A 13,798-nucleotide genomic window follows, 5' to 3' on the forward strand; every position below is an offset into this window, starting at 1 on the left:
TGTGGGGCCTCGAATCCGCTAGCGTATTGCCATGACTTCCCCGGAGCAGAAAACGTCCCGCCCTTTGGTTTACGCCCACCGTGGTGCGAGCGGTCAGTTCGCCGAACACACCCGGGCGGCGTACCTTCAAGCGCTGGCCGACGGCGCTGACGGGGTTGAGTGCGACGTTCACCTCACTGCCGATCAGCACGCCGTGCTTCTGCATGACGACACTCTGGATCGCACCTCGGATGGCACCGGGTCTGTTGCTGATGTGACTTTGGCTGAGCTGCGAGAGCTGGACTTTTCATCGTGGAAAGGCGCGCAGATCCCCGAGGAGTACGGCGCCAAAAGCGAGCAGTTTCTGACGCTTGAGGAACTGCTGGAGATTCTGCGCGGGGCGGGCCGGGAAATCGGTTTGGCCATTGAGTTCAAGCACCCCAGCCCATACCGCCTCAAGCTGGAAGAGACGGTGATGGAGTTGCTGACCGCCGAGGGTTGGGACCGCGAGACGGGACTCTTGGACAATATTTTGATCTCCTTTATGAGCTTCAGCCCGGATTCGGTGGAGTACTTGCTGGAGACGGTTCCGGACCGTTTTGTGTGTCAGTTAGTGGACGACGTCGACGTGCTGGTTTTGCGTCATGAGCTGGATTTGGGGCCAATCGCCGGAGGGACACTCGCCAATGTTTTGCGGGCCGCCCAGGCGTCCGGGGAGAAGAACCTCGATGAGGGCCGGGCGGGAATTGCCGGCCCGGGGATCATCTACGTCCGTGAGCATTCTCGTCGGATTAACGAGTGGTTGAACAACGGCCGGCGTTTCCGGGTGTGGACGGTGGACTCTGCCGAGGATGTTGAGTTGTGCGCCGAGCTGGGCATTCACGAGATCACAAGTAACCGTCCCGCGGACGTTTTGGCGCAACTAGCTGCGGATTCTTGATCGACGGACTGATCGGACGCGAACGAGGACGAGCCGTCGAAAGTAGCGGACGTGAAGGCGTGCCGCGCCGCTCCCCTGTGATTAGGTAGATGCATGTCTATCCGGATCTCCAAGAACGTTGTTCAGCATGCTTCCGCAGCGGCCATGGCCGCGCTATTGCTGACGAGTGCCGTCAAGCACTTCCGCGACCCCAAGTTCTACTACACTGTGGTCCCGAAGTACCTGTGTTCGGATGCAGAACTTCCGGAGGGGCAGACGTCGAAGTCACCGCTGGCAGTTCTCAGCCGTGACGGCTGGGTTTCTGCGAGTGGCTGGGCAGAAGCGGCAGCGGCTGTGGGGCTGTTGATTCCGGGAACACGTCGCGCTTCGGCCACGGCAACTGCCAGCATGTTCACTGCCTTTATTGCCGGTCATGTGTACGCCCTGGAACGTGCGTACGGTCCGCGAGGTTCGGCCAAAGAGCGCAAATTCCACACCGTTCGCCTTCCCCTTCAGCTTCCCCTCATCGCCTGGGCGTGGAGCTTGCGACGGCGCGTGTGAAGTCTTTGCAGTCCCCGGCAGTCCGAGTTGGGTTGTCAATTAGTTTTGCCACTGGTTTATACGGGATTTCTTTCGGCGCGCTCTCAGTGTCCTCGGGCGTGGATTTCTGGCAGACCATGGCACTGAGTTTGCTGCTTTTTAGTGGTGGTTCCCAGTTCGCTTTTATTGGCGTGGTGGCCGGCGGCGGCTCGGGCGTCGCAGCCATGACCGCGTCCGCACTTTTGGGCATTCGCAATGGTGTCTACGGCATGCAAATGGCTGCGCTTATTGGGCCCAAGGGCTGGAAGCGATACGCCGCAGCTCACATCACTATCGACGAATCCACCGCCACGGCAAGTGGACAGACGGATCGGGCCGAGCAGCGTAGAGCCTTCTGGACCGCCGGTGTTGGCATCTTGATTTGGTGGAATATCTGCACTGCGATTGGCGCCCTGGCCGGCGCATCGATTGGTGATCCCAAGCAATTTGGGCTCGACGGCGCTGCGGTTGCTGCGTTCTTGGCGCTGCTGTGGCCGCGACTGAAATCAAGGGAAGCCGGTGCTATTGCCGTCTGCTGCGCCGTGGCCACGGTCCTTGCCGTGCCTTGGGTTCCGGCGGGTGTACCCATTCTTGTGGCAGCAGTTGTGGCGGCTGCGTTCGGAATTCTGAGCAAAGGGCCGGCCACTGAGGGTTTGGAACCGGACATGGATCCCTATGCTCACACGAACACCGAAGAGATCCAGCACCACGAGGGAGGGCAAAAATGAACCTTTGGCCTTGGATTCTCCTTGCGTGCCTCGTGGCGTACTTGACCAAACTTCTCGGCTATTTGGTTCCCGAGTCTTGGCTCAAGAACCCGCGAATGACTCGCGTAGCCGGAACTCTGACTATTGGCCTCTTGGCTGCCTTGACCACGGTGAACACCATCGCGAGCGGCCAAGCGATCGCTTTTGACGCTCGCGTGGGGGCCTTGGTAGCGGCGGCGATTGCGCTGTTCTTGAAGGCACCGTTTTTGGTTGTTGTCATTGTGGGTGCCGCTGCCGCGGCCCTCCTACGCCTTGCCGGGATGCCGTAAAGTTGCTCTTCGTAATCAGGAATGGGCCCTTCGCAGATGAGCGTGGTTAGGGCGGTCTGAGCCTCCGCCGCGATTTCGGTGCGGCGTGGTGCGGGAGGAAAGAGGTCAGGGCCTCTTTGAATTGGTAGCGACCAAGCAAACCAATACCAAAAGAGACCCTGACATGAATAACTCTATGTCTTGTTCTGGCGGCCGCTGGTGCACGCGCGCGGATGCGCTGCTCGGTGTCGAAGGCGTCCACGTCAGTACGGTCATGACCACCGGGACCGGCCTGGTTCTTGGCGTCGAGACCGGGGAGGACGTTACCGGCTGCCCCGATTGCGGCGTCGTTGCTGTCGGCCACGGGCGCCGCCGGGTCCGGCTCCATGACATTCCGTGTTTCGGCAGGCCGGTGCGGCTGCTGTGGGCCAAGCGTGTCTGGCGCTGTCCGGATCCGGACTGCTTGAGGACCACGTTCACCGAGGAACACCCGCTGGCGGGCCCACGGGCGAAACTCACCGCCCGGGCTGTTGGGTGGGCGACCGACGCGCTGCAGTATTTCGATACCTCGGTCTCCGCTCTGGCCCACCAGCTCGGGGTCTCCTGGCACACAGTCTGGGACGCGATCAAGGCCGAAGCCACCCGACGCATCGCCGCGGCCGGCAGGCTGAAAGGTGTGAACGCGCTCGGCGTCGATGAGCATGTCTGGTCACACACCGGCCCGCCCGGCACCGGGATGGTCACCGGAATCGTGGACCACACCCGCGACACCCACGGCCTGGTCCACGCACGGCTGCTGGACCTCGTTCCGGGACGGTCCGGGAAGGCCTACGCCGACTGGCTCAAAGACCGTGGCCCCGGGTTCACCGCCGGGATCAAGACAGCGGCGCTGGATCCGTTCCGCGGATACGCCAACGCGATCCGCGACGAACTGCCCGAAGCCATCACGGTCCTGGACGCCTTCCACGTCGTGAAACTCGGATCGGCTATGGTCGACGAGGTCCGCCGCCGCGTCCAGCAGGACACTCTCGGGCACCGCGGACGCAAGGGAGATCCGCTCTACGGTATCCGCCGGACCCTGCAGATCGGAGCTGAACATCTCTCCGACAAGCAATCTGCACGGCTGGACGCGAAACTCACTGTCGGGGACCCCGACGACGAAGTCACCCTCGCATGGCAGTGCTACCAGAAGCTCCGCAACATCTATCACGCCCGGCCGGAGCGGGGCAGGGAACTCGTGAATGAAGTCATTGGGTCCTTCCCGTCCTGCCCAATCCCGGAAGTCGCCCGCCTGGGCCGGACACTCAAACAATGGAAGAGTGCGATCCTGGCCTACTTCGACACGAACGGCGCCTCCAACGGGCCCACCGAAGCGATCAACGGCGTCATCGAAACCACACGCCGCATCGCCAGAGGCTTCCGCAACTTCACCAACTACCGACTCAGATGCCTACTCGCCGCCGGCGGCCACCGGCCCTACCGGATCAAACAAACCAACCATGCCTAAATGCGAAGGGCCCCCATAGTGCACGACTTTGGGCCCAAGCTTGGCTCTTCTCACCAACCTCCCAGCAGCTGCGTGGATGATGACATTCAGTGTTGACCCGGTCAGGAGCAAGAGAACCCCCCCAAAGCGCAAAAGCAAACCAAAGGTAGAAACCAAAATAATCGGTAAGACCGTACCCACGGAACACCCCTTCCCCTTGCCAAAGAATTAGGAGACCAAAGGTCTCAGCCGTAACCAAGGCAACTGTTGGAAGGATGACGAGCGCGCTTGCCTTGTTCCAACTCGTCTCACCGTCCCCCTCCACTTTAGCCAGGAGAGGATTTCGAAAAGAGCTTTTCAAACGTTCGAATTCCTTCTGGGCATGATCCGAAAACTTCTTTGCAGAATCTACTTCCATTTGGAGCGCAGACAAGCGCCCAGCGATACGCAGGTCCGCGGCGGTGACAGCGAGAAGACTGATGAGGAGGAGCCCAAATCCGAGCGCTGGCACGGCAAACTGAGTCAATGAGATTGCGATTGCCACCTGTCCTGCACGCGGCGCCAGAAACTGCATCCTTCGCTGCCAGCGGGCCAGGTCTAACACTGAAACATCATCCAAAGGCGGCGCGAGCCTGGCGGCGAAGACTGCCACATTGATTGTGACAATAAAAGCAGCTAAACCAAGAACAATTGACGTAGCCTCCTCCGCTCCAATTCCAGAGGAAAAGTTTTTCCCATGGCAAATTCTCTAGAGTAATTGCCGGACCGGCCAATTTTGCCATCACATAAAAGAACTGGAAACAGGCGTAGAAGCAGACGGACCAAAAAAACGTTTTCCAGGATTGGCGACTGTCTTCCTCGTCCGCTCGGGCCTTGTGGCTGACTAGGGCTATCCGAAGTGCATCATCTTGGATATCGCTCATTGATCGAGAATAAGCCACGGACGCCGTCGACTCTCGGATTGATCAATTCCATAACAGCCTGTTGCACAGTTGCGGGTGTTGGGTGAAGACAGGGCCGCTGCCCACAGCCGGGGACAATCCTTGGGGGGTTATCCGGGTCTTCTCAGATGACGGTGTAGGTCGGCCGGGCGCGTCGGTCCGCAGATAGACGTCGAGGTCTCCCGACGACGGAGGTTCCTACGCCATCCATCGGAAAGACCTCGACGTGTCCGACGCTACCCCGCCGGCCGGCTTCGGCCGCCCTGACCTGACCGCCTTCGCTCGACTCGACGGCCTCGGTCTGAGCGTGACCGGACAACGACTTGAACCGGATCGTGCGGTCCTCGCGTGCCGCGTGGTGGAACCAGATCAGTGGTGCCGACGGTGCGGCAGCGAAGGCGCCGCTCGTGACACCGTGATCCGGCGGTTGGCCCACGAGCCGCTGGGCTGGCGACCGACCGTGCTGGAAGTTGTAGTGCGCCGCTACCGCTGTGCCGACTGCGGACACGTGTGGCGCCAAGACACCAGCGCCGCGGCGGAGCCACGCGCGAAGCTCTCGCGCACCGGGCTGCGGTGGGCGCTGGAAGGGATCGTGGTCGCACACCTCACCGTCGCACGTGTCGCCGAGGGACTCGGGGTCGCGTGGGACACCGCCAACAACGCGGTCCTGGCCGAAGGCAAGCGGCTGCTGATCAACGACCCCACGCGGTTCGAGGGCGTGAAGGTCATTGGCGTCGATGAGCACGTCTGGCGCCACACCAGGCGTGGCGACAAGTACGTCACCGTGATCATCGACCTCACCCCGGTCCGCGATGGCGCCGGCCCAGCAAGGCTGCTGGACATGGTCGAGGGCCGGTCGAAGGCGGCGTTCAAGACCTGGCTCGCCGACCGCGACGACGCCTTCCGTGACGCGGTCGAGGTGGTCGCGATGGACGGCTTCACCGGGTTCAAGACCGCCGCTGCGGAGGAGATCCCGGACGCGGTCACGGTGGTGGATCCCTTCCACGTCGTGCGCCTGGCCGGTGACGCCCTCGACAGGTGCCGGCGCCGGGTCCAACTCGCGATCCACGGGCACCGTGGGTTCAGGGACGATCCGCTCTACAAGTCGCGGCGCACGCTGCACACCGGTTCGGACCTGCTCACCGACAAGCAGAGCGACAGGCTACGCGCGCTGTTCGTTGATGACGCTCACGTCGAGGTCGAGGCGACCTGGGGTGTCTACCAGCGGATGATCGCCGCCTATCGCCACGAGGACCGGCAACGTGGCCGCGAGCTCATGGAGAAGCTGATCACCGACCTCAGCGCCGGCGTCCCCAAGGTGCTCACCGAGCTCACCACCCTGGGCCGGACCCTGAAGAAGCGAGCCGCCGACGTGCTCGCCTACTTCGAACGACCCGGCACCAGCAACGGGCCGACCGAGGCACTCAACGGACGGCTCGAACACCTGCGCGGCTCCGCACTCGGGTTCCGCAACCTGACCAACTACATCGCCCGAAGCCTGCTCGAGACCGGCGGCTTCAGACCCCAACTCCTACACCCCCGATTGGGATGAGCCGGTATAACGAAGCATCCACTGCTCATCAGGAAGCGCTGAGGGTCGAAGCGGCGCGAACTGCTCAGTTAGCTGCTGCTGCAAATGAGACGCAGCCCGCGTTGCTGTCCAGGCTGCGCCGGCTCCTGTTCCTTGCCAAGAGTTGAGGCGGACAAGGGACAGCAGGAACGTAAGCCATAGGAGCTGGAAGGCAATATAGCGGCGCGGCAGTACAGCAGCCCGTGCTCAGAGCCAGCCGCCATCTGTCAGGTTGGAGTCTGAAAGTGATCATCATACGTGTATAGGAATCGCGTTCGGGGCTCTATTCTGACGTGTTCTGAGGGAGATTTCGGACGTCAGGTTGGGGTGTGCTTGGCCGGACCATAAGCTGGAAAGACTGCGGGGCATCGAGAAATTCATGACCAAAGGGATCGTAGGCACCTCGTCCTGACTTGTAGCTCTTCTGGCCGCCGCCCCTTACTGAAGCTGACGCTGCTCGGCCGAAACCGAAACAGACAATCACCTGTTGGAGAGGAGCAATCAGCAAAAGAGCGTTGCTCGTCAACGGACTCCGTGGCTGTGTGCAAGGGCGATAGCTTCAGTGCGTGAGCGTACATCGAGCTTTTTGAAGAGGTTACGGACGTGGAATTTAACAGTGTTTTCGCTGATGTTGAGCGCCGATGCGATGCTTCGGTTCCGTTTCCCGGCCGCCATGTGCTGGAGCACCTCCATTTCCCGCGCGGCGAGGTTCCAGCCCGTGGCGTCCCCGGGTGGGCTGGCTGGCGCATTCAGGGGGAGCGTAACTGCTACGTCCGCGCCCCAACCTGGCATCACGTCGATTTGCATGCTTCCGGCAAGCACCTGAACACGTCGCTCCAACCGCTCGATATTTGTTGCGTCGGTTGAGAGGGCGCCTTGGCCGTCGTCACGGACATTAATCAAGAGGTTCTCGCCGTCGCAGTCCCACTGGGCGCGGATCCGCCGGACTTCCGGTTGTTCAATCATGGCCAGAACCAGTCCGCGGACGACTGCCCGTGCAGCATGAGCAACTTCGCCAGGGAGTGCCCGACCATTGAGCGGCGGCTCAATGAACTGGACATTAACGCCGCTGAAGCGGGTGAGCGGGCGAAGATCCTCTTGGAGTCGTTCGAATGCCATGGCGACCGGTTCTTCGACCAGGTCCGTTGTGCGGTCACTGACCGTCCGCAGCGCGACGAGGGCTCTGGCCGCAAGGTCTGTAACCGTTGAACGTGCTGAGGCGTGGTCCAAGGATGGTGAGCGTAAGGCCGCGAGTAGTGTTTCCAGCGTTGTGGAATGCAGGTCAACGAGTTCAGCTGTCACCCTGAGGCGTTCTGCGGAGGCTGCCCGTGATTCGATCAGGTAGGACGGTGGAGCGTCGGCCACCTTTTCTTGTATTCGCCGTGCAGCGATTTGCCACAGGTATTCCACTAGAGCAACTGGCGAGTCTTGTGCGGTTCCTTCTGCCGGGTGGGGATCCGTGATAACGAGCAGGGCGTTGCTTAAAGAGAACTTGACGGCGAGCACGGCCCGAGGAGCGCCTGCTATTTCCGCGTCACCCTGCCAGGGGTTATCACTCGGGAGGGACGCCCTCAGTCTTTCGAGTTCTCCGATGGAGACCCTGGAGATGATCTCTTCCTCTCCGGCTTTTTTCTGAGGGCGGCCGGTGCAGTCTTCAGTGAAAATCACCAGCGCGGTACTGCCCACATAGGGGAGCAACGCTTCGCGTAACCGTTCAGCAATGTCAGTCAAAGGTGCGTCCGCCAAAGCAGAAACCGCTTGCAAGAACGTTCCCTTCACGTCCGGAAGTGCCAAAGAGGTGGCTCTTCCCGGCTGTTCTACAACTACGCTCATCCCTACACTCTAGCGGGCGCCTCTAAGAGCCTCCTATCCGAAGTGATAGTAAGAACCGTCCGAAAATAGGATTACCCCTATCCTTTCGATACGAAACGATGGATGAAGGTTCGGAAAAACACCGGACCGGCTGCTGGCTGGCCCCCATCGAAGTGAAGGACACAAACCGTGACCCCGACATCCGTTGCCTCTTCCTCCTTGGAGGAGACGGCAAGTTCCCTTGCTCAGAGCTTGGCGTTAGTCACGAAGGAAATCACTGGAACTGTTGCCGGGATCGACCAGCATCAACTTGCTTCGCTTGTCTCTCTAATTGGAGACGCGGGCCGGATCTTCGTTGCCGGGGCCGGCCGCAGCGGCCTGGTCCTGCGTATGACTGCGATGAGGTTGATGCATTTGGGTTATGCGGTGCACGTTGCTGGTGACACCACCACCCCGGCGATCTCCGCGGGTGATCTGCTTCTGGTCGCCTCAGGTTCCGGAACCACTTCTGGTGTCGTCAAAGCCGCAGAAACCGCAGCTACAACCGGTGCGCGGATTGCAACATTCACGACAAACAAAGAATCACCGCTGGCTGGCCTGTCCGATGCGTTGGTGATCATCCCTGCGGCGCAGAAGACCGACCACGGCTCCTCGGTTTCCCGCCAGTACTCGGGGAGCCTCTTCGAACAGGCCCTGTTCCTCGCCACTGAAGCCGTCTTCCAAACTCTCTGGGACAACACCGACGAACCGGCTGAACAACTCTGGCTCAGGCACGCAAACCTCGAATAACAATCGCTTACCTTTCAAACCACCGCAGTTCCCAACAGAAAGAAACCACCGTGAAACTTCAGGTTGCTATGGATCTCCTCACCGTCGAAGACGCTCTCGAGCTGGCCGGCAAAGTTGCCGAATATGTCGACATCATCGAGCTCGGCACCCCGCTGATCAAAGCCGCCGGCCTCTCAGCCGTCACGGCAGTAAAGGAAGCCCACCCGGACAAGATTGTCTTCGCCGACATGAAGACAATGGATGCCGGAGAGCTGGAAGCCGAGATCGCCTTCAAAGCCGGAGCAGACCTCGTATCTGTGCTCGGAAGCGCGGACGACTCCACCATCGCTGGAGCGGTCAAGGCTGCAAAAGCACATAACAAGGGCATCGTCGTGGACCTCATCGGCGTTCCCAACAAGGTGGCGCGCGCGAAGGAAGCCCGAGCCCTCGGCGCCACGTTCATCGAATTCCATGCAGGCCTGGACGAGCAGGCCCAGCCGGGCTTTGATCTGAACGGTCTGCTCCAGGCCGGTGAAGAGGCCAAGGTCCCGTTCTCCGTAGCCGGTGGCGTAAACGCATCGACTATCCAGGCCGTCCAGAAGGCCGGCGCTGACGTTGCCGTCGCCGGTGGCGCCATTTACGGCGCGGCCGATCCCGCCCTGGCTGCCAAGGAACTCAAGGCAGCTATCGCCTAGTTTGCGGACATCTGTTTGTTGCGGCGGCCGACCTTTCAGGGACGGCCGCCACAACCTTGCCTTCATACTGAAGGCAATTCTATGAGGTGCTGCCTGACAAGTCTGGGAAAGAAGCCCCAATGAACCAGTCACCACAGATCGCTGTCGAACCCCTCACAAGAACTCCCGGCATGTACCGAGAGTGGTATTTCTTCAAAAACGGGGATCGTATCGAAATCTGGTCTGAGAACACTTTTCTGTTTGCCGCGCGCGTTGATGACCGAACGGACGATGGAGAAGTCCTATGGGTCATCGAGGAAAAAACAGGCATGCGTCGGCTGTTCCTCCGCAGCGACAAGGTCACCCTATACCCCGATTACGCTTTCCACACGCCATCCTTCCCCGGTCCCTGACCTGAGCGAAAGCAGGCAATTCCCTCCCTGCTCAAGGACGATGCGCGAGTCGCCTTTCAGAAAGGTGGCATGACCTCATCCACCAACACTTCGACCCCGACTAACGAAGGCCGGAATGCATACCACTATTGCACCGCACCGACGTGCAGGCCGGAATCCCCTGCGGGATCCGCGTGACCGCCGGTTGAACCGGATTGCCGGTCCGTCGTCGCTGGTGCTCTTCGGGGTTACCGGCGACCTCGCCCGGAAGAAACTGATGCCTGCCGTGTACGACCTCGCCAACCGGGGGCTGCTGCCGCCGAGTTTCGCGCTGGTCGGGTTCGCCCGCCGTGAGTGGGACAAGGAGGACTTCGCCGCTGAGGTGAAGGCCTCCGTCCAGGCCCACGCACGGACCCCGTTCGATGAGGCGGTCTGGAACCAGCTCTCCGAGGGCATCCGGTTCGTCCAGGGTGAATTCGACGACGACGCTGCGTTTGAGCGGCTCGGCGAGACCATCAAGGAACTCGATGATGTCCGCGGCACCCGCGGGAACCACGCGTTCTATCTGTCGATCCCGCCGAAGGCCTTTGAACAAAGCAAAGGCAAAGCAGCCTGGCTGTCCTCGATGTCCTCCACAGGTGTGCGCACGAGTGGGAGCCGCCGCGGGACTTCAACCGGATTTGTCTCACCAACGCGGACGTCGTAGCTGCGCACATTGCCAGATTGCGCCTGTGATCGACGACTGTCCAGTGATCCCCGGAGTTGGCACTGTCCCCGCAGTCCCGTGAGTAAACGCCGATAATGAAGATTCCGTCAAGCTGCGCGCCTTAGTTGCTGTTGCTGTCCAGGGCCTCTTGGGCGACGAGGAGCAGGTCCTCCCGGTTAGTGAGTTGCATTGAGTGCTCACCGTAGAGTTCGACTGCTACGTCTACGGCCGCTTCGGCGGTGCTTATGCCCAGGGCGCGACAGAGCACTGCGATGTCGGGGATGTCTCGGTCGCGGCCGGCGGCGAGCTTCATGGCTAAGAGGAACCTTGGTGAGGCGACGCGCAGCACGAGGTTGTCGGCAATCGTTACTTCCGCCGCCTCCGTGTCCTGTCCGTCCGGGATGTAGGCCCGGGCGGCGTTGTTCAGCCACCGCGGGTCCAGGCCCATTTCTTGTGCCATGTCCGTGGCTGCGTCCTGCACCGTCTGCTCGGGGTGGTACACGGCATCGATGTCTGTTGTGGAGCGACGGGAGTCGAACTCGATGGCGATCGCGGCTCCGCCGACGAGATAGATGTTTGCGCCCGCGCCTCTGGCATGAAGCCGGTGGGACAGTTCTATGAGAAGTTCCCGGATGTCATCGGATCGGTAAGATGCGCGGCGTCCTGCTCTCATGCTGCGGCCAGGTTGGCGGCATCGAAGACGATGTTCGCTTCGGCGAATTCAACGGGCGTTCGTTCTGCCATTCGTTGTTTCCAGGCAGGCGAGACGTGCTTGCGCGGGGTTGCATACCATTTCGACTCCAGCGGTGGGGTGCTCGTCCAGACCGGCTCATTCAGTCCGTGCTGATGGCATTTGTAGGCGAAAGTCCTGGCCAGCAGGGCATCCCAGCGTTTCCGTCCAGTCGAAGCGGGCCGGGTGCGGAGGAATCGTCGGCGGTCAGTGGAATTGAGATGGTCGAAATAACTGGCGGCCATGGAGAGGACGCGCATGGCGAAATCCGGATCGCCGTTGCGCAGCTCCCGCTTGATCTCACGGGCTGCCGTTTCCGCGGTCCAGTAGAGCCCCGGTTCCCGAGGGGCCTCCTCGATGGCCAGCAAGGTTCCCAGCTGGGAAAGAACCTTCAGGGCGGTGCTGATGGAGACGTTCCTGCCCTGCTCGAGATCAATGAGAGTTGAACGGCTGACACCGGTTGAACGGGCAAGTGCCTCCTGGGACAGGCCAGCATGGAGCCGGTGACTTTTCACCTGCTCGCCAAGTTCCCGCGCGTCCTGGATTTTCTTCACGGCGACCACACTTCCATGTCGGATAAATCCATCATAGTGTGCGATTGATGGCTGGGCTTCAGGTTGTCCGCGCGCGCCTATAGCGTCTCGGCTGCACGAGAAAAAAATTGGGACCAACGCCTGAAAAATGCCTCCTCACAGTGACTCCCACAGCTGGTCCCGAAGTGGGGCAGGGTCCGCCGCCCGGGCTCCAGCGGAGAAGAACGAAACGGGTTAAGCGAATCTATAACTTGAGGCCCCTGACGGACCTTTCGGTCGCGTCGGCGCCATCCTGCAACGCCTGAGGCATGAGATGTCCATACACCTGCTCGGTCGTTCGAACGGATGCGTGGCCTAAACGTCGTGATAACGCGAACAGGGAAATTCCACCGTCGTGGATGAGCCAGGAGGCATGTGTGTGCCGCAGGTCGTGGATTCGCGGGGTTTTCGTCAGGCCCTGCACTTGCGCTGCACGGACAGCTGGCACCCAGTGGTGTTGCCAGAAGGGTTTGTGAGCGATTCGCTGGCCGCCGGGCGTTGTGAACAGCAGCTCGCTGCCGGGCCGGTCTGCCACTAAAGGAATGAGCAGGTCTACCAGGGCGGGATTGAGCCCGACACTACGCTTTCCGGCCCTGGTTTTGGTCGGGCCCAGGTAATAGCGGGATTGCCCGTCGCGTTTCCACGCTTTGTTGATGCGAGCGGTCGGCGGTTTAGAGAGCAGATCGATATCGGCGACCCTGAGCGCGGTTGCCTCGCCGAACCTGGCCCCTGTCATGACTAGGAATTGAGCCAAAGTCTTGTACTGCTGCATTCCTTCAGTGAGCAAGCTGAACTCGGCATGGGTGAGGAACAGAGCGTCGTCGTCTGCCCTTTCAACCGTGGGGAGGGGGACGCCTCGGCAGGGATTGCGGGAAATGTACCCGAGCAACTCGGCGGTCTTCATTGCAGCTGACAGCAGCCCGTGCATGTTCTTGATGCTTTTAGGTGCGACACCTGCGACGGAAATGCCCTTGACCCAGTGTATGACGTCCCGGTACCCGAACTCGTCAACTGGTATGTGACCTATCGAGTTTCGAATCCGCAGGTCAAGCATCCGCTGATACGACCCGATAGTCCCAAGGGACGGACGAATCAGCAGGTCGATATGCTCCTGGACAACTTCCGCGACGGTCGGAACGCCCTGTTTCCCCGTTTGGTCGGCAGGCCGAGGCAATGAGGTGTACTACTGATCTGAGACAGTCTTTGAAAGGATTGTTCTCATGTCTTCTCGACCCACCTATTCTGATGAGTTCAAGGCTGATGCTGTTGCGTTGGCTAGTTCCTCTGGCCGGCCATTAGCTCTGGTAGCCGTTGAGCTTGGCGTTTCCCTGACCGCTCTCAAACGCTGGATCAGGCTCGACCGTGAAGGCGAGACTGGCGGCGCCCGAACACCGGACACCCCGGTTGATGCAGCGAAGTACAAGGCGATGGAAATCCGGTTACGTGAAGTGGAACGGGAGAACGAATTCCTAAAAAAAGTTTCAGCGCATCTATCGCCAAAGAGCAACGGTAGAAGACTTCTACCGCCTTGTTCAGCAGGAGGAGAACGCTGGAGAGAAGATCGCGTTCATGTGCCGGAAACTCGGTGTTCCACGGTCCTCGTATTACCGCTGGAGGGATGCTATCGATACGCCCACAACGATTCGGCACCGGGA

15 protein-coding genes and 1 pseudogene are annotated in these 13,798 nt (G+C 60.7%); 11 read left to right on the top strand and 5 right to left on the bottom strand.

Features of this window, described 5'->3' with window-relative positions; all coding sequences use genetic code 11:
* The first annotated feature begins 31 nt into the window (after nt 1-31).
* The 5 genes from ACQQCD_RS07390 (at nt 32) to ACQQCD_RS07410 (ending at nt 3,999) form a co-directional block, all read left to right on the top strand.
* Nucleotides 32-919, top strand: coding sequence for a glycerophosphodiester phosphodiesterase (locus ACQQCD_RS07390; RefSeq protein WP_430267748.1), 888 nt, complete (start codon nt 32-34; stop codon nt 917-919).
* Between the two features lie 93 nt (nt 920-1,012).
* Nucleotides 1,013-1,459 (top strand): DoxX family protein, encoded by a 447-nt coding sequence (locus ACQQCD_RS07395; RefSeq protein WP_430267749.1) that lies wholly within the window; start codon nt 1,013-1,015, stop codon nt 1,457-1,459.
* Nucleotides 1,435-2,205, top strand: a complete 771-nt coding sequence (locus tag ACQQCD_RS07400; RefSeq protein ID WP_430267750.1) for an AzlC family ABC transporter permease — start codon at nt 1,435-1,437, stop codon at nt 2,203-2,205. The genes ACQQCD_RS07395 and ACQQCD_RS07400 overlap by 25 nt, the downstream gene beginning before the upstream one ends.
* Nucleotides 2,202-2,513: an AzlD domain-containing protein gene (locus ACQQCD_RS07405; RefSeq protein WP_430267751.1), complete on the top strand. Its 312-nt coding sequence runs from the start codon at nt 2,202-2,204 to the stop codon at nt 2,511-2,513. The genes ACQQCD_RS07400 and ACQQCD_RS07405 overlap by 4 nt, the downstream gene beginning before the upstream one ends.
* A gap of 163 nt (nt 2,514-2,676) precedes the next feature.
* Nucleotides 2,677-3,999 (top strand): ISL3 family transposase, encoded by a 1,323-nt coding sequence (locus tag ACQQCD_RS07410; protein ID WP_430267752.1) that lies wholly within the window; start codon nt 2,677-2,679, stop codon nt 3,997-3,999.
* On the opposite strand, the gene ACQQCD_RS07415 is transcribed toward ACQQCD_RS07410, so the two are convergent.
* Nucleotides 3,977-4,630 (bottom strand): hypothetical protein, encoded by a 654-nt coding sequence (locus ACQQCD_RS07415; protein WP_430267753.1) that lies wholly within the window; start codon nt 4,628-4,630, stop codon nt 3,977-3,979. The two genes, ACQQCD_RS07410 and ACQQCD_RS07415, sit on opposite strands and share 23 nt — an antisense overlap.
* A 515-nt stretch (nt 4,631-5,145) precedes the next feature.
* Here ACQQCD_RS07415 and ACQQCD_RS07420 point away from each other — a divergent pair.
* Complete coding sequence (locus tag ACQQCD_RS07420; protein ID WP_430267754.1) at nt 5,146-6,471, top strand: ISL3-like element ISPfr2 family transposase; 1,326 nt, start codon at nt 5,146-5,148, stop codon at nt 6,469-6,471.
* A gap of 540 nt (nt 6,472-7,011) precedes the next feature.
* Here the strand turns inward: ACQQCD_RS07420 and ACQQCD_RS07425 are convergent.
* Nucleotides 7,012-8,322 (bottom strand): LuxR C-terminal-related transcriptional regulator, encoded by a 1,311-nt coding sequence (locus tag ACQQCD_RS07425; protein ID WP_430267755.1) that lies wholly within the window; start codon nt 8,320-8,322, stop codon nt 7,012-7,014.
* Between the two features lie 231 nt (nt 8,323-8,553).
* Here ACQQCD_RS07425 and hxlB point away from each other — a divergent pair, with 231 nt between their 5' ends.
* From hxlB to ACQQCD_RS07445, 4 genes and pseudogenes are all read left to right on the top strand, one after another.
* Entirely contained in the window at nt 8,554-9,090 is a 537-nt protein-coding gene (hxlB, locus tag ACQQCD_RS07430) for a 6-phospho-3-hexuloisomerase (protein ID WP_430267769.1), read from the top strand.
* Nucleotides 9,091-9,140: 50 nt separating this feature from the next.
* The gene (gene hxlA / locus ACQQCD_RS07435; RefSeq protein ID WP_430267756.1) at nt 9,141-9,764 is read left to right on the top strand and encodes a 3-hexulose-6-phosphate synthase; all 624 of its coding nucleotides are present in this window, start codon (nt 9,141-9,143) and stop codon (nt 9,762-9,764) included.
* Between the two features lie 119 nt (nt 9,765-9,883).
* A complete protein-coding gene (locus ACQQCD_RS07440) occupies nt 9,884-10,156 on the top strand; it encodes a hypothetical protein (RefSeq protein WP_430267757.1) in 273 nt (90 codons plus the stop codon).
* A 115-nt stretch (nt 10,157-10,271) separates the two neighbouring features.
* Nucleotides 10,272-10,730 (top strand): annotated as a pseudogene (locus ACQQCD_RS07445) (glucose-6-phosphate dehydrogenase); the annotation flags it as partial.
* 232 nt (nt 10,731-10,962) lie between these two features.
* On the opposite strand, the gene ACQQCD_RS07450 reads toward ACQQCD_RS07445, so the two are convergent.
* From ACQQCD_RS07450 to ACQQCD_RS07460, 3 genes are all read right to left on the bottom strand, one after another.
* A complete protein-coding gene (locus ACQQCD_RS07450) occupies nt 10,963-11,514 on the bottom strand; it encodes a DUF6036 family nucleotidyltransferase (RefSeq protein ID WP_430267758.1) in 552 nt (183 codons plus the stop codon).
* On the bottom strand, nt 11,511-12,125 hold the full coding sequence (locus ACQQCD_RS07455) for a helix-turn-helix transcriptional regulator (protein WP_430267759.1): 615 nt from the start codon (nt 12,123-12,125) through the stop codon (nt 11,511-11,513). Before ACQQCD_RS07455 ends, ACQQCD_RS07450 begins: the two co-directional genes overlap by 4 nt.
* 223 nt (nt 12,126-12,348) lie before the next feature.
* Nucleotides 12,349-13,317 carry a tyrosine-type recombinase/integrase gene (locus ACQQCD_RS07460; RefSeq protein WP_430267760.1) on the bottom strand — a complete coding sequence of 323 codons (969 nt, stop codon included), beginning with the start codon at nt 13,315-13,317 and terminating at the stop codon, nt 12,349-12,351.
* 46 nt (nt 13,318-13,363) lie between these two features.
* Here ACQQCD_RS07460 and ACQQCD_RS07465 point away from each other — a divergent pair.
* Nucleotides 13,364-13,798 (top strand): transposase (locus ACQQCD_RS07465; RefSeq protein WP_430267761.1); only part of this gene is annotated, 435 nt, incomplete at its 3' end.

Origin of the sequence: Pseudarthrobacter sp. J1763, from assembly GCF_050490295.1 — a bacterium.
Classification (GTDB): Bacteria; Actinomycetota; Actinomycetes; order Actinomycetales; family Micrococcaceae; genus JBNPEO01.

Excerpts from the sequence above, each read along its gene's own strand:
- ACQQCD_RS07440 (WP_430267757.1), top strand. The coding sequence starts at position 9,884 with ATGAACCAGTCACCACAGATCGCTGTCGAACCCCTCACAAGAACTCCC.
- ACQQCD_RS07410 (WP_430267752.1), top strand. The coding sequence starts at position 2,677 with ATGAATAACTCTATGTCTTGTTCTGGCGGCCGCTGGTGCACGCGCGCG.
- ACQQCD_RS07395 (WP_430267749.1), top strand. The coding sequence starts at position 1,013 with ATGTCTATCCGGATCTCCAAGAACGTTGTTCAGCATGCTTCCGCAGCG.
- ACQQCD_RS07425 (WP_430267755.1), bottom strand. The coding sequence starts at position 8,322 with ATGAGCGTAGTTGTAGAACAGCCGGGAAGAGCCACCTCTTTGGCACTT.
- ACQQCD_RS07390 (WP_430267748.1), top strand. The coding sequence starts at position 32 with ATGACTTCCCCGGAGCAGAAAACGTCCCGCCCTTTGGTTTACGCCCAC.
- ACQQCD_RS07405 (WP_430267751.1), top strand. The coding sequence starts at position 2,202 with ATGAACCTTTGGCCTTGGATTCTCCTTGCGTGCCTCGTGGCGTACTTG.
- ACQQCD_RS07450 (WP_430267758.1), bottom strand. The coding sequence starts at position 11,514 with ATGAGAGCAGGACGCCGCGCATCTTACCGATCCGATGACATCCGGGAA.